Below are 23,053 nucleotides of genomic sequence, written 5' to 3'. Positions count from 1 at the left end.
CGCGCCGAACGCCCATCGAGCCAAGGCCCTTTGATAATGCGCAACCCCGTCGATACCGTGCCACCCCTGCCCCGCATCTACGCCCTGGACCCACAGGAGGCGGAGCAAAGCTGGGACAGCGCGCCGCAACTGCTGGCGGCGCTCAACGCTGCCCGGCTGGGCGCCTGGAGCTGGGAAATCGATACCGGCCGGATCAGCTGGTCCCGAGGCACTCAGGCCCTGTTCGGCTTCGACCCGCGCCAGCCGCTGCCTGAAGACCTGGAGTACCTGGACCTGCTGGCCCCCGAGGACCGCGCCAAGGTGGTCCGGGCCTTTCATGCGGTGCTGGCCGGCGAACCCGCTGTCCAGGCCATGCACCACCGTATCCAATGGCCCGATGGCAGCCTGCACTGGCTGGAAATCAACGGCAGCCTGCTACCGGACAAGGCCGGGCGTCGGCGAATGATCGGGGTGATCCGCGAAATCACCCACCAGCGCGAGCGCGAACACGCCCTCAGCCATTCGGAAAAGCGCTTCGCCACCCTGTTCCATTTGTGCCCGCTGATGGTCCTGCTGACCCGCCAGGCGGACGGCCTGATCAGCGAAGCCAACCAGTATTTCGAAAGCCTGTTCGGCTGGCCGTTGGCCGATGCCATTGGCCGCAGCACATTGGAGCTGGGCCTCTGGGTACACCCGGAACAACGCGCGCATCTGGTCAAGGCCACCCAGCGCAAAGGCGCCCCCATCACCATGGAAGTGCAGTTTCGCGCCAGCAACGGGCAGGTCCACGATGGCACCCTCAGCGCCCAGAAAGTCGAGCTGGACGGCGAGGACTACCTGATCAGCACCTTCCTCGACACCACCGAGCGCAAGAATGCCGAGCAGGCCCTCAAGGACAGCCAGGAACGCCTGGACCTGGCCCTGGACTCGGCGCAACTGGGCACCTGGGACTGGCACATCCCCAGCGGCATGCTCTATGGCTCGGCCCGCGCCGCCCAACTGCACGGACTGGAACCCCAACCGTTCCACGAATCCTTCGAGGCCTTCTTTGAAGGCATGCCCCAGGAAGAGCGCGAGAGCATGCGCAACGCCTACCGCACCCTGCGCGAAGGCCCGGCGGGCAACTACCAACTGACCTACCGCGTGCAACTGGAAGACGGCAGTTCGCGCTACCTGGAAAGCCGCGCCCGCCTGTATCGCGATGACACGGGCGTACCGTTGCGAATGGCCGGGACCCTGCTCGACATCACCGACCAGGTTGAACGTGAGCAGCGCCTGATCGCATCCGAAGAAAAATTCGCCAGCCTGTTCCTCGCCAGCCCCGACCCGATCTGCGTGACGCGCCTGGAGACCGGCCAGTTTATCGAGATCAACCCGGCCTTCACCCAGACCTTCGGCTGGACCGCCGCCGAGGTGCTCAACAACAACGCCGAGCAGATCGGCTTGTGGGAGGAGTCCAGCCAACGCCTGCAGCGCATCGAGCAGGTGATCCGCGAACAATCCCTGAGCAACGTGGCAATCACCGTTCATCACAAGAACGGCCAGACCCTGAACTGTGTGATATCCAGCCGCCTGATCCAGGTCAGCGACCAACCCTGCATCGTCACCACCCTGCGGGACATCACCCAACAACAGCGCTCGGAAGCGGCGCTCAAGGCCAGCGAAGAGAAGTTCGCCAAGGCCTTTCATTCCAGCCCCGATGCGGTGTCGATCACCGAGCGCGATACCGGGCGCTACGTGGAGGTCAATGACGGTTTCTGCCGCCTCACCGGCTACCGCGCCGAAGAAGCGATCGGCCTGACGCTGTACCAGATCGGCATCTGGGCCGATGAAAACCAGCGCGCGGCGTTATTGGCCGAGTTGCAGATCAAGGGCCGCATTCATCACCTGGAAATGCTCTGGCACAACAAGCGCGGCGAAGTGCTGGCGGTTGAAGTGTCGGTGGAGCCCATCACCCTCAATGAAACCCCCTGCCTGTTGCTGACCGCCCGGGACGTCAGCCTGCTGAAAAACGCCCAGGCGCAGATTCGCCACCTGGCCTATCACGACCCCCTGACCAACCTGCCCAACCGCGCCCTGCTGATGGACCGCCTGAGCCAGCAGATCGCCCTGCTCAAGCGCCACAACCTGCGGGGCGCCCTGCTGTTTCTTGACCTGGACCATTTCAAGCACATCAACGATTCCCTCGGCCACCCGGTCGGCGACACGGTGCTGAAGATCGTCACTGCACGCCTTGAAGCCAGTGTGCGCATGGAAGACACCGTGGCACGCCTGGGCGGCGATGAGTTTGTGGTGCTGCTCAGCGGCCTGGAAGGCACGCGCCCGCAAGTCAGCACTCAGGTCCAGGAGCTGGCCGATACCCTGCGCGAACTGTTATCCGAACCGATGTTCCTGGATGGCCACCGCCTGCAAGTCACCCCGAGCATTGGCGTGGCGCTGATCCCCGATCACGGCTCAACCCCGGCCGATTTGCTCAAGCGCGCCGACATCGCCCTGTACCGGGCCAAGGATTCAGGGCGCAACACCATCCAGATGTTCCACAACAGCATGCAGAAAACCGCCAGCGAGCGGCTGCGCATGGAAACCGACCTGCGCCTGGCCCTGTCCCGCGGCGAGTTCAGCGTGCATTACCAACCCCAGGTGGATGCGCGCGGCAACACCATCGTCGGCGCCGAGGCCCTGGTGCGCTGGCAACATCCGCAGTTGGGCGCACAGTCCCCGACGGAATTCATCAAGGTCCTGGAAGACAGCGGCCTGATCCTTGAAGTGGGCACCTGGATCCTCGACGAAGCCTGCAGCACCTTCGCGCAGTTGATTGCCGAGGGGCTGGTAGATCCGCTGAACTTCAGCCTGTGCGTCAACATCAGCCCGCGGCAGTTTCGCCAGAATGATTTTGTCGAACGGGTAGAACGCAGCCTGCGCAACCACCACCTGCCTTATACCCTGCTGAAGCTGGAAATCACCGAAGGCATCGTGATCCAGAATCTGGACGACACCATCAGCAAAATGCGCCGCCTGAAAAAGCTCGGCGTGAGTTTTGCGATGGATGATTTCGGCACCGGCTATTCGTCGCTGACCTACCTCAAGCGCCTGCCGGTGGATGCGCTGAAGATCGACCAGTCGTTTGTGCGCGACGCCACCCATGACCCCAACGATGCGGAGATCATCCGTGCCATTGTGGCCATGGCGCGCAGCTTGAACCTGGACGTCATTGCCGAAGGTGTGGAAACCCCTGAGCAACTGGCGTTTTTGCAGGGGCTTGGGTGTCATTTGTATCAGGGGTATCTGCACAGTCGGCCCTTGCCGGTGGAAGGGTTCAGGCAGGTACTGAAGCGAATGCCTCAGGCCACTTCATCGGAATAAGTTGCACCGGATTTTCCTGATGGGCAGCTGCTTTTTGAGCCTGTAGGTTCAAGTGCTTTCCATTTTCGGACGCACCGACCATGCAGGATGCAAAGCACTCCCCGGCGCTGCTGGGCGGCGCGACGCGTATGCCTGCGGTGCAACGGATGGTTACCGCATTGTTTGGCCGTCTCCCCTACCGTCACCCATTGATGGTAGGCCTCGTTGAGGTGACGTGCATGGCCGTTGTCCGCCAGGGACAACATGCCGAACAACTGGTCGCGATCATTGATTCCCCAGCTGCCGTCGAGATCAATAGGGGAAGGACCCGCATAGAAAGCCGGCTCGAGATAACCGGCGCCAGGGTTGATGGACACCATGGGAGCAGACAGGGCATACAGCCAATGCTGTTGAATTTCATCCATGAGCAGGAGGTTCCAGAGTCGATGAGAGTAGCCGAGGCCAACTACGTATGCGGACACAGATTGCAAGGCATATGCAGCCGGCCACCATCGGACTTGTCTTTTCTGCGCGCAGAAAAAAGACCACGAGATCTCGTGGCCTGTGTTTCTCAAACTTTGCACCTTTGAACCTAAACCAGCGTTAGCGCGGTGCCCTCTTCATCCATCCAGCTTGATGATTTCAGTGGGTGTTTATACCCGTAATCATCAAAAGCCCCATCAACGACGACAACAGAATGCATGAAGTTCGCCAACGTGCCGGTTGCACCATCTGCCAGCGCCTGGACGCTGCTGCTTCGGGTAAAGGCGAACAAACCCAGACGCCGCAGTGCATCACCGGGGGTCTCGCCATCATTGAGCGTACTCATCGCCGCTTCAAAGCTCTCGCCGGCACGAAACTCGTGGTTCTCCATTTGCGCCCGCTTGGCGCTGACGGCGTACAGGAAATTCGCATCCTTGAGCAGGCCGGCGTCGGTGCCTTTGAAATTCGAGTGTTCCCGGGCTGTTTTCAGTTCTGCATGGGTCAAGCTGACCTTGCTGGAATCGCGCATCGTCACGGTGTAACCGTCGCGGGTCTCGGTGATGTTTTTATAGATGCCCCGGGGACTTTGCCCATACTTCATCATCGCCGCCTTGATCGCCGATACCGTGACACAGTTCCCCTCGACACCTTGATAGAATCCACGCCAGATATCCCCAGGCTTGACCCCGACCGGTACATTGGAAATAGGCGGGGGCCGCGAGCTTGAACCAACGGGCACTCCGTCCGGTACCTCCTCGGCGAGCATGTAGCCATAAGATTTGACGATCGATGGCTTGTCACCATTGCTGTGCTGCAGGCCATCCAGTACCAAGGCACTCGAATAGCCAAAAGTACTGACCACCCCCACCGCGCCCTGCTCCTGCATCTTGGCGGGTGGCACGATGCGCAAGAAGCCAGTCATGCCCAAGCCCTTCAACACGCGGTATTCCGTATCGCCTTTGAGCGTGTTCGATAAAACCTTTTGAAACGATGCCCCAGGGTCCTGGTCACCGCGGGTCATCTGCTTGCGCTTCGTGTACGCCGCCAGCATGAAGTTGGCCTGCTTCACCGCGTCGGGGTTGTTCCCAGCGAAACGCGAGGCCGTGGTCGCTTGCTGCAACTCTTGCCGGGAAAAATGCAGTTCGAAACCGTCCTTCATCGTGATGTCATAACCGTCTCCCGCCGGGGTGACTTTCTCGAACATATCCGTGGCGTCTGGACCAAACCTCATCATCATCATTTTTATGACGCAGGCATGGCTGCTGCCATCAACAACCTCACCGAATCCTCGCTCGGCCGCGTTAAATCCGCTGAGAATGTCAACGGGATTGCGGCCACGCCGGGTGGACGGCGTATCGACGTGGGGAACATCGACCGGAGCAACCGGCACATCTCGCTTGACCGGCTTAGCCGTTTGCCCCTCCTTGTCCAGCACGTAGACGTAGGGACGGTCGGGGCGATATTGACGGTCAAACCGATGCGCCACCCCATCCCGAATCAACGCGGCACCGAAGTTATGCGCCTCCATGACGCCGACGGAGTTCCTGCCGACGAGTTGCTCCGAAGGGATCTGCTGCATAAAACGGCCCATGCCCATGCCCTTGAGCAGGTTCGATGCAGTCTCACCCTGTAAGGACGTGGTCAAGGCCTCGTTAAAGCTGCTGCTGATACGGCTGTCGGAACTGGACAATTGTTTGCGCTTGACGAAGACAGCCAATGCGAAATTCGCGTTTTCCACTGTATTGGCATCACCACCGACAAATCTCGACGCTGAGGCAGTGCCATGCACTTCATGATCGGAAACATGCAACTTATAACCGTCTTTCAGCGTAACGTCATACCCCGAGCCAACGCGCCTTACTTCATCAAATAGATCAGCGCGCGCAGGACCGAAGGTCGATATCATCATCTGGATAACAGCAGAATGGCTGCTCGTATCAAAATGCTCACCGAACTGTCGCTCGGTAGAATTCAAAGTACTTACACTGTCGACGGATTTATTTTCACCCCCGTATACACGCGCAGGATGATGGACCGCCGTACTCATTGCATAACCCGTATTCATCGCAATCATGGAGCACTCCTTTAAAGGGCGAACACACAATAGCCCGTGGTAAACGCTGCCACCTGCACGTTGTGTTCAGGCATAAAAAGAAAGTGCATGAACACGGCATACAGTATTTTCTGCACGCCATGAACTGCACTCAGTCAGATAATAAGTTCAACAAGATCTAGTTATAGATTTAACGTGTTGCGCAGCAACGATCATCTTCTTATTGTTTTATGGACGCCCCGTTAGCCAACCAATGCAATAGCCCGTCCAAACCGCGGTCTTCCCGCTTTAGTCCCATACATCTCCTCACACCCATCAACCACTGCTACAGAGTGCCTGCTCCTGTTGACCATACCGATCAATGATTTATCAGCAAACGCACTGACCGGAACTTCTTTCATATGCTGGCGCAAGCCCAGACGCTTGAAGCCTTCCCCGGGGCCCGTTTCGTCTTCACCGTCGTTGAGGCTGTTTATTGCGGATTGAAAGCTCCTGCCTGCAGTCCCGTCATTGTTTTCCAGCATCGCTCGCTTGGCGCTGACGGCAAATAGAAAGTGCGCATCCTTGAGCATGCCGGGATCGCGCATCGGGACAAACTTCGAGCCACGCCTGGCCTGGGCCAATTCATCCTTGCTCAAATCCAGCGCGTACCCGTCACGCATGACAACGTGATAGCCATCACCCTTGGCTTGAACAGACTTGAAGATATCGGTCGGGCTTTGACCGAACTTCGCCATCGCCGCCTTGATCGCCGAAATGGTCACGCAATTACCGTCAGGGCCCTGGCGAAAGCCGTTCCATATATTTGCCGGCTTGGCGCCGTTGCGCTTATCGGACAGATCAGGAAGCGGCTGCGGTGTTGGATCCGGCAGGGGGGCATCCGGCTTGGGCAGCACTGCCGGCGGGGGCGCAGGCGTTACCTTGGTCGCAACTGTATTCGCCAGTTCCTTGCCCGCCAGCAGGCCTTGCAACTGTGTAAAAAACTGGGTGAACAGTTCGAGGAGCTTTGCTAACAGCGGGGTGTCGCTGGCTGTGTTCCCAACGGTACTTTGATCGTTATTACCGAACGATGAGAGGACTTGGTTATTAACGAATACCGGCTGCACGGGAACCGATCGTCCTGGTGTGTTGCCGGTTTGCGAATGTTGATAATAGTTTCTGACCGCGCCCGCATTATTGATTTCTGAACAAGACATATAACCATCCTTCATCAAGGGCCCCCGACGTTTTTTATCGGGAGCGCCTTGTTGAAAAAAACTGAGGAAGTGGCCGACTTACCTGCTTATCCGGCGGCCGGGATTAAACCGCCAGTCGTTGTCGAACGCTCGACGCCTGCCGCTGGTTTCGAACTCAAAGAAATCCTCAGACGGCCCTGGCGAAGTGATGTCCGGCTCCGGCTTATCCGGCTTCGGAGTATCTGGTTTAGGCGCATCCGGCTTCGGTGGGACCGGAGCGTCTGGCTTCGGCGGGACCGGTGCATCGGGCTTCGGCGGAACCGGCACATCTGGCTTCGGCGGGACCGGTGCATCGGGCTTCGGCGGAACTGGCACGTCTGGCTTCGGCGGGACCGGTGCATCAGGCTTCGGCGGAACCGGCACGTCGGCCTTCGGCGGAACCGGTGCATCTGGCTTAGGCGGAACCGGCACGTCCGGCTTCGGCGGGACCGGTGCATCGGGCTTCGGTGGGACTGGCACGTCTGCCTTCGGCGGAACCGGTGCATCGGGCTTCGGCGGAACCGGTGCATCAGGCTTAGGCGGGACCGGTGCATCGGGCTTAGGCGGAACCGGCACATCTGGCTTCGGCGGAACCGGCACGTCGGGCTTAGGCGGGACCGGCTTCGTTGCATCCGGGTGAGGACAATGGCAGTTCATCACTTGGACCGTGACGTTCACGTCGGAACTGCTCCGGCTGTTCGGCTGCACGTCCTTGCCCGATGCGGGGTCTGGCCTGCGGGGTTCTGGCAGGGGTTTAGGCGTTACCTTAACCTCGGAACTCGGGACCGCTGGATTGTTTGCTGGCTTGTCTTTCTGTACCGACACCTCAGAATTGGTCCCGGACTTGTCCTTGAGTGCAGTGTTCAATACCGGCGAGTTGGTCTCGGCTTTGTCCTTGGCTACAGTGTTCGGCACTTGCGAGTCAGTCCCCGCCTTGTCCTTGGCCGGAGTGTCCGGCACATTCGATTTACTGTCCGCCTTATCCTTCACCGGAGTATCGCTACTCTTCTCGGGTTTAGGCAGCGGGCCAGCATCGGGTACCAACTTGGGCATCCCGCCCTGTCCGGACAGCATGTTCCGTATGGCCTTGAATGCATATTCAAACAACTCGAACAACTTCTCGAGTGCATCCTTGTTGAAGGTGACGGTTCCATCCGTCACTACGGCGGGATTGTTTTTCAATACTGTGCCGGGCGTATTCGCCCGGATTTCGCCGGCGCTCTTGTCGACAGACTTTGGCAGGTCTGCATTCTGCTGATTGAAGTCATTAGTCAAGCGAGGGAAATTATTGACCGACAAATTAGACATAAACAAATCCTTATTCAGTGATTGCCAAAACTCCTTCAGCGGTCTGCAAACAGACCGTCCAGGTTCTGGACTGGAAACAAACCCGAGTGCTGCACACTCCCTACTTTCGTGGGTGTTGCGAGCATCGGGTTCCGAAAATCGGCCTTCACATAAGGAAATCAAATGAAAATAGAGACTTTATCCTATGGACTTTCCGTAAAACATCATGCTTACCCGGTGGTCGCCGTGGGCAAAATGGATATATCAGGCAACAGTCAGCCGTTAAGGCAAATTGATGAAATCACTCACCCACGCCAGTCATTCATATCTGTGTTATTGCGCGCGCCCCTCATACTCCAACTAACAAAACTTAAAAATATGCGCCGCTGACACCGCAAGACTCTGTAGCAAACAAGAAACTTGCTCACATATATAAAGCAATCAAAAAGCTCTAGTCACGTGCCCACAAACACTCGCGGTTAACGATCCGTGGCCTTATTTCAAGCAAAAAAAAGGGCGCCCACGGCACCCTTTCCTACTGAATTGAAACGCTTATATATATGTACTCAATTTTGCAGCGCAACCGAATCAGGCACCCCTAACAATCGTCCTACCTGCTCCAGGTCGGTTTCCCGCCGCATCAGCGTAAATAGTTCAACTGCTTCGGGATAGTTGCGGGTCAGCATCGCCAGCCATTGCTTCAAGCGTCCCGGCGCCTGGCGCTCGGTCAATTGCTCAACGGATTGCCGCCAGAATTCCTGGAGCATGGGTTGCATCTGCGCCCAAGTCATCTCGACCACCTCTTCCCCGGCCCGCGCGGCAGCAATCTGCCGGGCCAGGTCGGGACGAGCCACCAGGCCGCGACCGAGCATGATGTCTTCGACACCACTGATTTCGCGACACCGCCGCCAGTCTTCAACGCTCCAGATATCACCGTTGGCGAACACTGGCACCTTGACCACCTCTTGCACACGCGGGATCCACTCCCAGTGCGCCGGAGGTTTGTAGCCGTCAGCCTTGGTGCGGGCATGCACCACGATATGCGCTGCGCCGCCTTCGGCCAGGGCCGTGGCGCACACCAGGGCACCGTCGGGGCTGTCGAAGCCCAGGCGCATCTTGGCCGTGACGGGAATATGTGCCGGCACCGCACGCCGTACGTGTTCGACGATCTGGTTAAGCAGCTCCGGCTCCTTGAGCAGCACCGCACCGCCACGGGACTTGTTCACGGTCTTGGCCGGGCAACCAAAGTTGAGGTCAACCACCTGAGAGCCCAGCTCACACGCCAGGGCGGCGTTTTCCGCCAAACACACCGGGTCTGAACCGAGTAACTGCACACGCAGCGGCACGCCGGCAGCGGTCTTGGCACCGTGCAGCAACTCAGGGGCGAGTTTGTGGAAATAGGCAGGCGTCAGCAGGCGGTCGTTGACCCGGATGAACTCGGTCACGCACCAATCAATACCACCGACCCGGGTCAGCACGTCCCGCAGGATGTTGTCGACCAACCCCTCCATGGGCGCCAAAGCAATTTGCATGGAAAACACTCAACGAAAAACGTGGCGCAGTTTACTGGTTTCAGACGCTGGCAGGTAATTCGCCTTGCAGCGCAGGGCCATAACCCTCAAGAAATTCCGACGGCATGCGCTTGGGCTTGCCGCTGGACAGTTCGATGCAGACAAAGGTGGTTTGCGCTCGCAGCAAGGTAGCGCCATCACGCGGGCGTACCAGCTGGAAGCGTCGGGTCATTTTCAGGCGCTGGTCCCAGTCGACGATCCAGGTCGCCAACTGCAGCTCATCGCCCTCGTAACCGGCGGCGAGGTAATCGATCTCATGACGCACCACGGCCATCGCGCGATCCAGCCTGCGGTACTCGCTAAGGTCCAGCCCCAGGCGCTGGGAATGGCGCCAGGCGCAGCGTTCGAGCCAGGACACGTAAACGGCGTTGTTGGCGTGCCCCAGACCGTCGATGTCGTCGGCACCGACCTGCAGATCAATGATAAACGGCGTTGCCAAATCCCAGCCCATGGGGTGCTCCCGGTCGATTAATGTCGGCGGCGAGCAGTGTAACCCATGGCTCAGGCGGTTTGGCGCTCCGGCACGTGGCGGCCGGCCAGCAGCGCCAGCACGCCCTCGATCACACGCGGATCCGCCAGCACTTTCTGGTGCCCGCCCTGCTCCAGGCGCAGCAGGCGGCTGTCGAACCAGGCGTCATGGATGACCTGGCAAGCCTTGACCGAGACGAAGGTATCGTCTTCGGCATGCACGATCAGGCCCGGGATATTCATTTGATAGTGGGCGACATCGAGGTGCTTGAGGGGCATGCCCATCGTCAGCTCGACCTCCTGGATAAACGCCGAACGTGCTCGCGCCGGCAAACCGACCATGCCGGCAAAGCCGCGCAGTACGTCGAGAAACCGCGAGGGTGCGGCGATGCTGACCAACGCCTTGGTGCGCAAGCCCAACTGCACCGCCAACATCGCGCTGGCCCCACCCATGGAGTGACCGACAACCGCATGCAGCGGTGGCAGTTCGGCAGCCGCTTCCAGCATGGCACGGGCAAACAGCAGCACATGGGCTTCGCGCCCCGGCGAACGCCCGTGAGCCGGACCATCCAGCGCAACCACCGAATAACCCGCCTCCACCAATGCGCTGATCAGGCTGGCGAATTGCGTTGGGCGCCCTTCCCAGCCGTGCATCAACAGCACCGCAGGGCCCTGGCCCCACTTCAGCGCCGACAGGCCGAAACGCAAAGTGATGCGCTCGGACTGCGCCAGCAGCGGCAGCTCCCAGTCACGGGGCGGCAAATCGCGAGGCGTCATGAACACCCGACGCATCTTGCTAGCCACCGTTTGCGGCGCCAGCCGGCCCAAGGTGCCATTGACGCCACGAATCCATTTCAACGTGCCCATCGCTCATCCCTCAGGCCAGAAGCCGTTCTTAACGCACTGCGGACTTGGCCGCACGCAACACACGATCCGATAACTCACCCGGGCCCAGGGCGCGGGCCAGCGACAAGCCACCGATCATCAGTGCCATGTCGGCCAAGGCCTTGTCGGTGTCTTCCGGGCTGGCGGCCAGCTGTGCTGCCATCAGTTCGCAGTGTTCGTTCAAGGCCTGGCGAAATTCGTCCGGCAGGCGGCTCATCTCGCCCACGGTGGACGGGATCGGGCACGCCTGGCTGGTGGAGTCACGGTGTTTACGCGACAGGTAGAACGCTGCGACCAGCGCGCGACGCTCTTCACCGGTCAGCGAGGAGTCCATGTCATCGACGGCGGCGCGACGCCGGGCCAGCAACTCGGTGAAGGCCTCCAGCATCAGTGCGTCCTTGCTTTCAAAGTGCGCGTAGAAACCGCCGACGGTAAGCCCCGCCGCGCCCATGACTTCGCCCACACTCGGCTCGGCCGGGCCGCGTTGTACCAGGGCGGCGCCGGCCGCTTGCAGAATGCGTTCGCGGGTTTGCGCTTTTTTATCGTTCATCGTTGCCTCCGAATCTCATGCTTCGAATATTATTACCATAATAATATTTCGCAAGCCACAGGCATGACCATTGGTCAGAAGAACATTCAGGGAAAAAGGAAGGAGGGTTGGCCAAACGCCAGACAAACAAAAGGGCCATTCAATAATTGAATGACCCTTAAAAATCCCGCAGAGCGGGTAATCGTGGCGTCCCCTAGGGGACTCGAACCCCTGTTACCGCCGTGAAAGGGCGGTGTCCTAGGCCACTAGACGAAGGGGACACAAACCTTCTGTACAACTGATCAGCGCTGAGGACTGATCGAATTCAAGGACGGTGTGGCCAGACCTTGAACCTGTAAATTGGTGGAGCTAAACGGGATCGAACCGTTGACCTCTTGCATGCCATGCAAGCGCTCTCCCAGCTGAGCTATAGCCCCGGATTTTTCGCCTCGCGGCGCAGCAGACCTTTCGAACTGCTTGTTGAAACTGGCGTCCCCTAGGGGACTCGAACCCCTGTTACCGCCGTGAAAGGGCGGTGTCCTAGGCCACTAGACGAAGGGGACACAAACCTTCTATACAACGTGATCAGGCTGAGTCTGATCGAATTCAAGGACGGTGTGGCCAGACCTTGAACCTGTAAATTGGTGGAGCTAAACGGGATCGAACCGTTGACCTCTTGCATGCCATGCAAGCGCTCTCCCAGCTGAGCTATAGCCCCTCGTCGGTGAGGACGGGGCGAATCTTAATGGCGTATTCGAAACGTGTCAAATTTATTTTCAACAATTTTCAAAATTTTTTGCCGAGATAACAATCACTTACCGAGCAAACCCCGGAAAACCGGGGTTTGGCCGTTACAACAGCGTGCTTAAGCGATAGCGCCCAGCAGCTTTTCCCATTCCTTGTTTTCTTTCTTCGACACACCACCAAGCAAATCAAGGGCTTGGCGCAGACGGAAGCGAGTCAGGTCCGGGCCCAGAATTTCCATCGCATCGAGCACCGACACCGAACTCGCCTGCCCGGTGATCGCGGCAAACATCAGCGGCATCGCATCGCGCAATTTCAGTTCCAGGGATTCAACCACCGCCTGGATAGTCGCGGTAATCGCATCCTTCTCCCACTGGCGCAGGCTTTCGAGCTTCCACAGGATCAACTGCATCAACTGGCGAACCTGGTCACCCGAGAGTTTCTTCGACTCAAACAGCTTCACGTCCGGGTTCACGCCACCGGCAAAGAAGAAACTCGCCAACGGTGCGACCTGGCTGAAGGTCTCCACCCTGCCCTGCACCAGCGGCGCGATCTTCATCATGTACTCGGGGTTCAACGCCCACTGCTGCACGCGGCTGGCGAACTCTTCCACCGGCAGGTCACGCAGCCACTGGCCGTTGAGCCACGAGAGTTTCTCGATATCGAAGATCGGCCCGCCCAGGGACACACGAGACAGGTCGAAGTTATCGACCATTTCCTGCAACGAGAACTTCTCGCGCTCGTCCGGCATCGACCAGCCCATGCGGCCCAGGTAGTTGAGCATCGCTTCGGGCATGAAGCCCATGCGCTCGTAGAAGGTCACCGAGGTCGGGTTCTTGCGCTTGGACAGCTTGCTCTTGTCCGGGTTACGCAGCAGCGGCATGTAGCACAGCTGCGGTTGTTCCCAGCCGAAGTACTCGTACAACAGGATCAGTTTCGGCGCCGATGGCAGCCACTCTTCGCCACGCAGTACGTGGGTGATGCCCATCAGGTGGTCGTCCACCACGTTGGCCAGGAAGTACGTCGGCAGGCCGTCGGTCTTCATCAGCACTTGCATGTCCATGCGGTCCCACGGGATCTCGACGTCACCGCGCAGCATGTCCGGCACCACGCACACGCCTTCGCTCGGCACCTTCATGCGGATGACGTGCGGCTCGCCGGCAGCCAGGCGCCGGGCCACTTCTTCCTTCGACAGCAGCAGCGCGCGACCGTCATAGCGCGGGGTTTCGCCACGGGCCTGTTGCTCGGCGCGCATCTGGTCCAGCTCTTCGGCGGTGCAGAAGCACGGGAAGGCGTGGCCCATGTCGACCAACTGCTGGGTGTATTTTTTGTAGATGTCGCTGCGCTCGCTCTGGCGATACGGGCCGTGTGGGCCGCCGACATCCGGGCCTTCAGCCCAGGTAATGCCCAACCAGCGCAGGGCATCGAAAATCTGCTGTTCCGACTCACGGGTGGAGCGCAGTTGATCGGTGTCTTCGATCCGCAGGATGAATTCACCGCCATGCTGCTTGGCAAAGCAGTAGTTGAACAAGGCGATGTAAGCAGTACCTACGTGGGGATCCCCAGTAGGCGATGGCGCGATGCGCGTGCGGACGGTGGTCATGGCGGGTCTCGAATTGGCGATAAAACTGAAAATGAAACAAGGGGCGAATGGTAACAGCCCCAAGCCCTTGGGCTCCAGCGTGGGGAGGCGAACAAAGGGCATATGAGACAAGCTCCGGTCTCAAGTCTCGACATGGCTATTTGCCAGACCGTTCGCTGGCTATATTCCATTACCTTTTGTCGACGACATCATCGCCATGCCTGCCCCGCTCAAACGCCGCCTGTTTATCTTCCTGTTTATCGTGGTCCTGATCGCCGCGAGCTTTTTCGCCCAGTGGTTCTTCAAGGGCCGTTTTTATGAAAGCACCGACAACGCCTACGTCCAGGGCGAGATCACCCGGGTCTCCAGCCAACTGGGTGCGCGCATCGTCGAGGTGCTGGTGGGCGACAACGAGCACGTGGAAAAAGGCCAACTGCTGGTCAAGCTCGAAGGCGACGACTTCCACCTCGCCGTCGACCGCGCCAACGCCGCCCTGGCCATGCGCGAAGCCGAACGTGTGCAGGCCCAGAGCAAACTGACCCAGCAAGCCAGCCTGATCGCCGCCGGTGCAGCCAAGGTCTCGTCCAGCCAGGCCACCCTCGGCCGCTCGCAGATCGACCTGAACCGCGCACAAACCCTGCGCAAACCCGGCTATGTCTCCGAAGAACGGGTCACCACCCTCGACGCCGACAACCACATCGCCCGCTCCCAGGTGACCATGGCCCAGGCCGACCTGCAGGGCCAGCGCCAGCAGGTCAACGCCCTGAACGCCGAGATCAAGCGCCTCGACGCGATGATCGCCAACGCCAGGACTGACCTGGCCCAGGCCGAACTAAACCTGACCCGCAGCGAAATCCACGCGCCCATCAGCGGCCTGATCGGCCAGCGTGCCGCGCGCAACGGTCAATACGTACAGGCCGGCGCCTACCTGCTGTCGATCGTCCCGGACCAGGACATCTGGGTGCAGGCCAACTTCAAGGAAACCCAGATCGGCCACATGCAACCCGGGCAAAAGGCCGAGCTGACATTCGACGCCTACAGCGATACTCCAATCGAAGGCCGCGTCGCCAACCTGTTCGGCGCTTCCGGCGCGCAATTCAGCCTGCTGCCACCGGACAATGCCACGGGCAACTTCACCAAAGTCGTACAACGGATTCCGGTCAAACTGACCTTCGCCGCCGACAACCCGCTGCAAGGCAAAATCCGCCCGGGCATGTCGGTGACGGTCAAAGTGAACATCCAAGACCCGCAAGATGGCCGGTGATCAACTGCTGCCGCCGGTAGGCGAGCCGAGCCGGCGCGACTGGATAGCAGTCATGAGCGTGATGCTCGGCGCCTTCATGGCGGTGCTCGACATCCAGATCACCAACTCCTCCCTCAAGGACATCCAGGGCGCGCTGTCGGCCACCCTGGAAGAAGGTTCGTGGATTTCCACCTCCTACCTTGTGGCCGAAATCATCATGATCCCCCTCACCGCCTGGCTGGTGCAGCTGCTGTCGGCGCGTCGGCTGGCGGTGTGGGTCTCGGGCGGGTTCCTGATCGCCTCGCTGATGTGCTCCATGGCCTGGAGCCTGGAAAGCATGATCGTATTCCGCGCGCTGCAGGGCTTTACCGGCGGCGCGCTGATCCCCCTGGCGTTCACCCTCACGCTGATCAAGCTGCCCGAACATCACCGCGCCAAAGGCATGGCCATGTTCGCCATGACCGCCACCTTCGCCCCGTCCATCGGCCCGACCATTGGCGGCTGGCTCACGGAAAACTGGGGTTGGGAATACATCTTCTACATCAACATCCCACCGGGCCTGATCATGATCGCCGGGCTGCTGTACGGCCTGGAGAAAAAGGACTCCAACTGGGACCTGCTCAAAAGCACCGACTATCTTGGCATTGTCACCATGGCCGTGGGCCTTGGGTGTTTGCAGGTGTTTCTGGAAGAAGGCCATCGCAAGGACTGGCTGGAATCCAGCCTGATTGTCAGCTTGGGCACTGTCGCCCTGCTCAGCCTGATCACCTTTGTGATCGTGCAGATGTCCAAGCCCAACCCGCTGATCAACCTGCGCATCCTCGGCAATCGTAATTTCGGGCTATCGAGCATTTCGAGCCTGGGGATGGGCGTGGGGTTGTATGGCTCGATTTATCTGCTGCCGCTGTACCTGGCGCAGATCCAGAACTACAACGCCCTGCAAATCGGCGAAGTGATCATGTGGATGGGGGTTCCGCAGCTGTTTTTGATTCCGCTGGTGCCCAAGCTGATGAAGTACGTGTCGCCCAAATGGCTGTGCACCCTGGGGTTCGGGCTGTTCGGGTTGGCGAGTTTTTCATCGGGGGTGCTGAACCCGGACTTTGCCGGCGACCAGTTCAACCGCATCCAGATCATCCGTGCGTTGGGGCAGCCGTTGATCATGGTGACAATTTCGTTGATTGCCACGGCGTACATCATGCAAAAAGACGCGGGGTCGGCGTCGAGCCTGTTCAATATTTTGCGAAACCTGGGCGGGGCGATCGGGATTGCGTTGCTGGCGACGCTGCTGGATGCGCGCACCAAGACCTACTTTGATTACCTGCGTGAGGCGATTGTGCCGACCAATCCACAGGTGGCGGAGCGCATGGCCAGGCTGACGGAGACGTTTGGCAGTGAGACGGCGGCGCTGGGCAAGTTGAGTGAAATTGCCCATCAGCAGGCGCAGATCATGGCCTACAACGATGCGTTTCACTTTGTGGGGTTGGCGTTGGGGATCAGTATGGTGGCGATCTTGTTGACCAAGGCGTTGCCGGCGGGGCTTAAGGCTGGGGAAGCCCACTGAAATAACCTGTGGCGAGGGAGCTTGTTGTGGCGAGGCTGCGAAGCGGCCCCAAAATTCTGGGAGCGCTCCGCACTCCAGCGGGAGCAAGCTCCCTCGCCACAAAGAGCTTGAAGATCGTTCCCACGCTCTGCGTGGGAATGCCTCACTGGACGCTCCGCGTCCGCTCTTGGGATGCAGAGCGTCCCGGGCTGCTTTCCCACGCAGAGCGTGGGAACGATCATCAGACCGCCAGTAACCGCTCCCGCAACTTGCCAATCTCATCGCGCATCTGCGCCGCCGCTTCAAACTCCAGATCCCGCGCCAACTGGTACATCTTCTCTTCCAGCTGGCGAATACGCTTGGTGATCTCGCTCGGCGAACGCAATTCCGCTTCGTACTTGGCATTCTCCTCCGCAGCCTTGGCCATACCCTTGCGCTTCTTGCTGCGCGAACCCGGCACCGTTGCGCCTTCCATGATGTCGGCCACGTCCTTGAACACACCCTTCGGCGTGATGCCATGCTCAAGGTTGTAGGCAATCTGCTTGTCGCGACGACGCTCGGTCTCGCCAATCGCCCGTTCCATGGAACCGGTAATCCGGTCCGCATACAGAATCGCCCGGCCATTCAGGTTGCGCGCCGCCCGGCCAATGGTCTGGATCAACGAGCGCTCGGAACGCAGGAAGCCTTCCTTGTCCGCATCCAGAATCGCCACCAGGGACACTTCCGGCATATCCAGGCCTTCACGCAGCAGGTTGATCCCCACCAGCACATCGAACGCCCCCAGGCGCAGGTCGCGGATGATTTCCACGCGCTCCACGGTGTCGATGTCCGAGTGCAAATAGCGCACGCGCACGCCGTGGTCGGCCAGGTAATCGGTCAAGTCTTCGGACATGCGCTTGGTCAGCGTGGTGACCAGCACCCGCTCTTCCAGGGCCACGCGCTTGGTGATCTCCGAGAGCAAGTCATCCACCTGGGTCAGCGCCGGGCGGATTTCGATTTGCGGGTCCACCAGGCCGGTCGGGCGCACCAGTTGCTCAATCACACGCCCGGCATGTTCGGCCTCGTAGTTACCCGGCGTGGCCGAGACAAAAATCGTCTGCGGGCTGATGCCTTCGAACTCGTCAAAACGCATCGGCCGGTTATCCAGCGCCGATGGCAGGCGGAAGCCGTATTCCACCAGGGTCTCTTTACGGGAACGGTCACCTTTGTACATCGCGCCCACCTGCGGCACGCTGACGTGGGACTCGTCGATCACCAGCAAGGCATCGTCCGGCAGGTAATCGAACAAGGTAGGTGGCGCCTGCCCGGACTCGCGGCCCGAGAGGTAGCGCGAGTAGTTTTCGATGCCGTTGCAGTAGCCCAGTTCGAGGATCATCTCCAGGTCGAAGCGGGTGCGCTGTTCCAGGCGCTGGGCTTCCACCAGTTTGTTGTTGGAACGCAGGTATTCCAGGCGCTCCACCAGCTCAGCCTTGATGCCCTCGATGGCGCCCATCAGGGTTTCGCGCGGGGTCACGTAGTGGCTTTTCGGGTAGAAGGTGAAGCGCGGCAGCTTGCGGATCACTTCGCCGGTCAACGGGTCGAAGGCCGACAGGCTCTCGACTTCATCGTCGAACAGCTCGATGCGGATCGCTTCCAGGTCGGATTCCGCCGGGTAGATGTCGATCACATCGCCGCGCACGCGGAAGCTCGCCCGGGCGAAGTCTATGTCGTTGCGGGTGTATTGCAGGCTCGTCAGGCGACGCAACAGTTCGCGCTGGTCGAGTTTGTCGCCGCGGTCGACGTGCAGCACCATCTTCAAATAGGTTTCCGGGCTGCCCAGGCCGTAGATGCACGACACCGTGGTGACGATGATCGCGTCTTTACGTTCCAGCAGCGCCTTGGTCGCCGAGAGCCGCATCTGCTCGATGTGGTCGTTGATCGAGGCGTCTTTCTCGATAAAGGTGTCGGACGACGGCACGTAGGCTTCCGGCTGGTAGTAGTCGTAGTAGGAAACGAAGTACTCCACCGCGTTGTTCGGGAAGAACGCCTTGAACTCGCCATACAACTGCGCGGCCAGGGTCTTGTTCGGCGCCAGCACCAGGGTCGGGCGGTTCACCTGGGCGATCACGTTGGCGATGCTGAAAGTCTTGCCGGAGCCGGTCACGCCGAGCAAGGTCTGGTGCGCGAGGCCGGCCTCAATGCCTTCGACCATCAGGCGGATGGCTTCCGGTTGATCGCCGGCGGGCTCGAAGCGGGTGACTAGCTGGAAATCCGACATAACGTACCTCTTGAGTCACCCCGGGGCCGGAAAAAGCAACGGGGACGAAAAAGACCGCGACCCGCGACTGTTCGGCGCAGGTTGCAGGAAAAAACCATGATAGCTGTAGAAGTGGAGGCGAATGTGACGGGTTTCAAGGCAATCGTCCTACATGCCGTTGGTCACCCATGTTGCAATAAGACTAACGGTCGGTAAATAAACCGAAAAACTTGGCCGAAAAGCCGTTTCGGCTGTCGCCGTGAGCAGTGATGGCCTCTATACTAGCTCCCCGTTTGTGCACCGCTCTAGTGCATTCGGCTGGAGCGCGACACGTCCCTCCACTCTCTATAGAGCTGCCGCAAAAATGAGCCTGTTCTCCGCTGTCGAAATGGCACCACGCGATCCAATCCTGGGCCTCAACGAAGCATTCAACGCCGATACCCGAACCACCAAGGTGAACCTTGGCGTGGGCGTTTACTGCAACGAGGAGGGGAAGATTCCACTCTTGCGTGCCGTTGCCGAAGCGGAAGCCATTCGTGTGGCGCAACACGCCGCCCGTGGCTACTTGCCGATCGACGGTATTGTCGCCTACGACCAGGCCGTGCAAAAGCTGCTGTTCGGCGCGCAATCGCCGCTGATCAGCTCCGGCCGCGTCATCACCGCCCAAGCGGTCGGCGGCACCGGCGCCCTGAAAATCGGCGCTGACTTCCTCAAGCAACTGCTGCCCAACGCCGTCGTCGCCATCAGCGACCCGAGCTGGGAAAACCACCAGGCGCTGTTCGAAAAAGCCGGCTTCCCGGTGCAGACCTATCGTTACTACGACGCCGCCACCCACGACGTAAACCGCGCCGGCCTGCTGGAAGACCTCAACGCCCTGCCGCCACAGTCCATCGTCGTGCTGCACGCCTGCTGCCACAACCCGACCGGCGTCGACCTGAGCCCGGCCGACTGGCAACAAGTGCTGGACGTGGTCAAGGCGAAAAACCTCGTGCCGTTCCTCGACATGGCCTACCAGGGCTTTGGCGACGGCATCGACGAAGACGCCGCTGCGGTGCGCCTGTTCGCCGAGTCGGGCCTGACTTTCTTTGTGTCCAGCTCGTTCTCCAAATCGTTCTCGCTGTACGGCGAGCGCGTGGGCGCCCTGTCCATCGTCACCGACTCCAAGGAAGAAAGCGCGCGCATCCTGTCCCAGGTCAAGCGCGTGATCCGCACCAACTACTCCAACCCGCCGACCCACGGCGCGGCGATCGTGGCAGCGGTGCTGAACAACCCTGAGCTGCGCGCCCAGTGGGAAGCGGAACTGGCGGAAATGCGCCTGCGTATTCGCGGCATGCGCGAGCAGATGGTGGCTGACCTGGCCAAGGCTGCACCGGGCCACGACTTCAGCTTCGTCGGTCGCCAACGCGGGATGTTCTCCTACTCCGGCCTGAGCGTTGAGCAAGTGACGCGCCTGCGCAGCGAGTTTGGCATCTATGCGTTGGATACCGGCCGTATCTGTGTGGCGGCGTTGAACCAGAACAACATTGATGCCGTGACCAAGGCCATCGTTCAGGTGCTGTAAGCCTGTTGTGATGCAAAAAAAGGGGAAGCCAATGGCTTCCCCTTTTTCATTCTGAAAACCGCGCCCCCTGTGGCGAGGGAGCTTGCTCCCACTGGGCTGCGAAGCGGCCCCAAAACCTGCCACCGTGAACTTTATGAATGAATGCGGTGCCTGAACTGGGGCTGCTGCGCAGCCCAGCGGGAGCAAGCTCCCTCGCCACAGGGTGGGTGGTTTGCCTTCAAGAGCGGGTGTTCAGCCCCTAAAAATTCGCTGCTTTCAGTCCGCTGCCCCTAGACTGACAGCAAGACAGTCCCTTCCCCTTGAGTATCCTATGAGAAACGACGACCTGGACCTGCGTGCCGACCGCGACGAACTGGACCACTTCACCCCGCGCCCACCCCCCGTCAAGCGCCAGAAAAGCCTGGTGCTGCAAGTCGCGCTCGGCGTATTCCTCGGTGGTTTGGCCTTATGGCTGGTGCAACTGGGCGCCGGCGCCCTGATGGCCAAGCTGGCCATGGGCACCTTCCAGTTCGGCGGCTGACAAAGATCAAATGTGGGGGCCGTCGAGCTTTAGCGAGGCCGCGATAGTGGTGGATCAGGCACCATCAATGTCGACTGTGCCGACGTCATCGCAGCCTCGCTGAAGCTCGACAGCTCCCACAAGGGATCTACTCCCGCCTTCAGTCCGCGCTCGTGTGGCTGGTTCAACTCGTGCAAGCAGACACCTGCAATTTGGCGGCTGACAAAGATCAAATGTGGGAGCCGTCGAGCTTTAGCGAGGCCGCGATAGCGGTGGATCAGGCACCCTCAATGTCGACTGTGCCGACGCCTTCGCAGCCTCGCTGAAGCTCGACAGCTCCCACAGGGGATCTACTCCCGCCTTCAGTCCGCGCTCGTGTGGCTGGTTCAACTCGATCCAAGCAGTCCCCCTGCAATTTGGCGGCTGACAAAGATCAAATGTGGGAGCCGTCGAGCTTTAGCGAGGCCGCGATAGCGGTGGGTCAGGCACCATAAATGTCGACTGTGCCGACGCCATCGCAGCCTCGCTGAAGCTCGACAGCTCCCACAGGGGGTCTACTCCCCGCCTTCAGTCCGCGCTCGTGTGGCTGGTTCAACTCGATCCAAGCAGTCCCCCTGCAATTTGGCGGCTGACAAAGACCAAATGTGGGAGCCGTCGAGCTTTAGCGAGGCCGCGATAGCGGTGGGTCAGGCACCATAAATGTCGACTGTGCCGACGCCATCGCAGCCTCGCTGAAGCTCGACAGCTCCCACAGGGGGTCTACTCCCGCCGTCAGTCCGCGCTCGTGTGGCTGGTTCAACTCGATCCAAGCAGTCCCCCTGCAATTTGGCGGCTGACAAAGATCAAATGTGGGAGCCGTCGAGCTTCAGCGAGGCCGCGATAGCGGTGGGTCAGGCACCCTCAATATCGACTGTGCCGACGCCATCGCAGCCTCGCTGAAGCTCGACAGCTGCTACGGCTACGATGCCAGGGCCAGGCCACGCTCTTCCAGCAACTGCACAAAACTGTTCAGGCTCTGCGACACCGTACCCCGGCGCCAGATCAGCCAGGTATTCAGAATCCGGAACGTATCGGTCAGCGGCCACACACTCACCGCCGTAAACCCCGGCATGCTCTCCAGCATGCTCCGCGGCATCAGCGCCAACCCGGCACCGGCACTCACACAGGCGAGCATCCCGTGGTAGGACTCCATCTCGAAGATCTTCCCCGGCACCGCGCCATCCTGTGAAAACCAGCGCTCGAAGTGATGCCGGTACGAACAGTTCGAACGAAACGTGTAGATGCTCTCCCCGCTCACATCCCGCCCCCGGGTGATCGGCGCGTGATGCAACGGCGCAATCACCACCATCTCCTCCTCGAACACCGCCACGCCCTCCAGCGTCGCGTGCAGCACCGGCCCATCGACAAACGCCGCTGCCAGCCGCCCCGACAACACACCCTCGATCATCGTGCCGGACGGCCCGGTGGTCAGGTCCAGCTCGACCTTGGCGTGCTTCTGGTTATACGCCGCGAGCAATGCCGGGATGCGCACCGCCGCCGTACTCTCCAGCGAGCCCAACGCAAAAGCGCCCTGGGGTTCCTCCCCCGCCACCGTCGCCCGTGCCTCTTGCACCAGATCCAGAATGCGCCGGGCATACCCGAGGAAATTCCACCCGGCCGGCGATAACCGCAGCCGGCTCTTCTCGCGAATAAACAAGTCCACGCCCAGATCTTGCTCCAATTGCTTGATCCGCGTGGTCAGGTTCGACGGCACGCGATGGATCAATTGCGCGGCAGCGCTGATGCTGCCTTGCTCGGCAACGGCTTTGAAAATTTCCAGCTGGACCAGATCCAAGTC

The 23,053-nt window shown here is 60.0% G+C and carries 16 protein-coding genes, 4 tRNA genes and 1 pseudogene; 7 read left to right on the top strand and 14 right to left on the bottom strand.

Annotated features, from left to right (window positions below; translation table 11 throughout):
* The first annotated feature begins 36 nt into the window (after positions 1–36).
* Together HX873_RS22935 and HX873_RS32130 are read left to right on the top strand one after the other, a co-directional pair.
* Positions 37–3,342 (top strand): bifunctional diguanylate cyclase/phosphodiesterase, encoded by a 3,306-nt coding sequence (locus HX873_RS22935; protein ID WP_102368522.1) that lies wholly within the window; start codon positions 37–39, stop codon positions 3,340–3,342.
* Between the two features lie 107 nt (positions 3,343–3,449).
* Positions 3,450–3,527: pseudogene (locus HX873_RS32130) on the top strand (Hsp70 family protein); the annotation flags it as partial.
* A gap of 386 nt (positions 3,528–3,913) precedes the next feature.
* Here HX873_RS32130 and HX873_RS22925 read toward each other — a convergent pair.
* From HX873_RS22925 to HX873_RS22915, 3 genes are all read right to left on the bottom strand, one after another.
* Positions 3,914–5,878 (bottom strand): hypothetical protein, encoded by a 1,965-nt coding sequence (locus tag HX873_RS22925; protein WP_177123247.1) that lies wholly within the window; start codon positions 5,876–5,878, stop codon positions 3,914–3,916.
* A gap of 221 nt (positions 5,879–6,099) precedes the next feature.
* Complete coding sequence (locus HX873_RS22920) at positions 6,100–7,068, bottom strand: hypothetical protein (protein WP_256349653.1); 969 nt, start codon at positions 7,066–7,068, stop codon at positions 6,100–6,102.
* A 63-nt stretch (positions 7,069–7,131) separates the two neighbouring features.
* The gene (locus HX873_RS22915) at positions 7,132–8,379 is read right to left on the bottom strand and encodes an adhesin (RefSeq protein ID WP_177123246.1); all 1,248 of its coding nucleotides are present in this window, start codon (positions 8,377–8,379) and stop codon (positions 7,132–7,134) included.
* Between the two features lie 162 nt (positions 8,380–8,541).
* Here HX873_RS22915 and HX873_RS22910 point away from each other — a divergent pair, with 162 nt between their 5' ends.
* A complete protein-coding gene (locus tag HX873_RS22910; RefSeq protein ID WP_134326072.1) occupies positions 8,542–8,748 on the top strand; it encodes a hypothetical protein in 207 nt (68 codons plus the stop codon).
* Positions 8,749–8,924: 176 nt separating this feature from the next.
* Here the strand turns inward: HX873_RS22910 and HX873_RS22905 are convergent, their stop codons facing one another.
* The 9 genes from HX873_RS22905 to gltX all read right to left on the bottom strand — a co-directional run bounded on the left by HX873_RS22905 (position 8,925) and on the right by gltX (position 14,158).
* The gene (locus HX873_RS22905; RefSeq protein ID WP_003214454.1) at positions 8,925–9,890 is read right to left on the bottom strand and encodes a tRNA-dihydrouridine synthase; all 966 of its coding nucleotides are present in this window, start codon (positions 9,888–9,890) and stop codon (positions 8,925–8,927) included.
* Between the two features lie 40 nt (positions 9,891–9,930).
* Positions 9,931–10,380 carry a thioesterase family protein gene (locus HX873_RS22900; protein WP_003214456.1) on the bottom strand — a complete coding sequence of 150 codons (450 nt, stop codon included), beginning with the start codon at positions 10,378–10,380 and terminating at the stop codon, positions 9,931–9,933.
* Positions 10,381–10,430: 50 nt separating this feature from the next.
* Entirely contained in the window at positions 10,431–11,264 is an 834-nt protein-coding gene (locus tag HX873_RS22895; protein ID WP_003214459.1) for an alpha/beta hydrolase, read from the bottom strand.
* 28 nt (positions 11,265–11,292) lie between these two features.
* On the bottom strand, positions 11,293–11,832 hold the full coding sequence (locus HX873_RS22890) for a TetR/AcrR family transcriptional regulator (protein WP_003214462.1): 540 nt from the start codon (positions 11,830–11,832) through the stop codon (positions 11,293–11,295).
* A gap of 184 nt (positions 11,833–12,016) precedes the next feature.
* Positions 12,017–12,092: transfer RNA gene (locus HX873_RS22885), tRNA-Glu, on the bottom strand.
* 80 nt (positions 12,093–12,172) lie between these two features.
* Positions 12,173–12,248, bottom strand: a tRNA-Ala gene (locus HX873_RS22880).
* A 50-nt stretch (positions 12,249–12,298) separates the two neighbouring features.
* Positions 12,299–12,374, bottom strand: a tRNA-Glu gene (locus tag HX873_RS22875).
* 79 nt (positions 12,375–12,453) lie between these two features.
* Positions 12,454–12,529: transfer RNA gene (locus HX873_RS22870), tRNA-Ala, on the bottom strand.
* A 147-nt stretch (positions 12,530–12,676) separates the two neighbouring features.
* Positions 12,677–14,158 (bottom strand): glutamate--tRNA ligase, encoded by a 1,482-nt coding sequence (gene gltX, locus HX873_RS22865; protein WP_177123245.1) that lies wholly within the window; start codon positions 14,156–14,158, stop codon positions 12,677–12,679.
* Positions 14,159–14,354: 196 nt separating this feature from the next.
* Between gltX and HX873_RS22860 the strand changes: the two genes are divergently transcribed.
* Entirely contained in the window at positions 14,355–15,401 is a 1,047-nt protein-coding gene (locus HX873_RS22860; protein ID WP_177123244.1) for an HlyD family secretion protein, read from the top strand.
* On the top strand, positions 15,391–16,941 hold the full coding sequence (locus HX873_RS22855) for an MDR family MFS transporter (protein ID WP_008438772.1): 1,551 nt from the start codon (positions 15,391–15,393) through the stop codon (positions 16,939–16,941). The genes HX873_RS22860 and HX873_RS22855 overlap by 11 nt, the downstream gene beginning before the upstream one ends.
* 220 nt (positions 16,942–17,161) lie before the next feature.
* Here HX873_RS22855 and uvrB read toward each other — a convergent pair whose 3' ends face one another.
* Complete coding sequence (gene uvrB / locus HX873_RS22850; RefSeq protein ID WP_008438773.1) at positions 17,162–19,177, bottom strand: excinuclease ABC subunit UvrB; 2,016 nt, start codon at positions 19,175–19,177, stop codon at positions 17,162–17,164.
* 343 nt (positions 19,178–19,520) lie between these two features.
* On the opposite strand from uvrB, the gene HX873_RS22845 reads away from it, so the two are divergent.
* On the top strand, positions 19,521–20,717 hold the full coding sequence (locus tag HX873_RS22845; protein ID WP_177069234.1) for an amino acid aminotransferase: 1,197 nt from the start codon (positions 19,521–19,523) through the stop codon (positions 20,715–20,717).
* 310 nt (positions 20,718–21,027) lie between these two features.
* Entirely contained in the window at positions 21,028–21,237 is a 210-nt protein-coding gene (locus tag HX873_RS22840; protein WP_003214473.1) for a hypothetical protein, read from the top strand.
* Between the two features lie 937 nt (positions 21,238–22,174).
* Here HX873_RS22840 and HX873_RS22835 read toward each other — a convergent pair.
* Positions 22,175–23,050 (bottom strand): LysR family transcriptional regulator, encoded by an 876-nt coding sequence (locus HX873_RS22835; RefSeq protein ID WP_003214475.1) that lies wholly within the window; start codon positions 23,048–23,050, stop codon positions 22,175–22,177.
* Positions 23,051–23,053: the final 3 nt, after the last annotated feature.

Origin of the sequence: Pseudomonas sp. P7758, assembly GCF_013386485.1 — a bacterium.
In the GTDB taxonomy this organism is placed as follows: Bacteria; Pseudomonadota; Gammaproteobacteria; order Pseudomonadales; family Pseudomonadaceae; genus Aquipseudomonas.
This window is presented reverse-complemented; position numbering and strand designations above follow the sequence as displayed.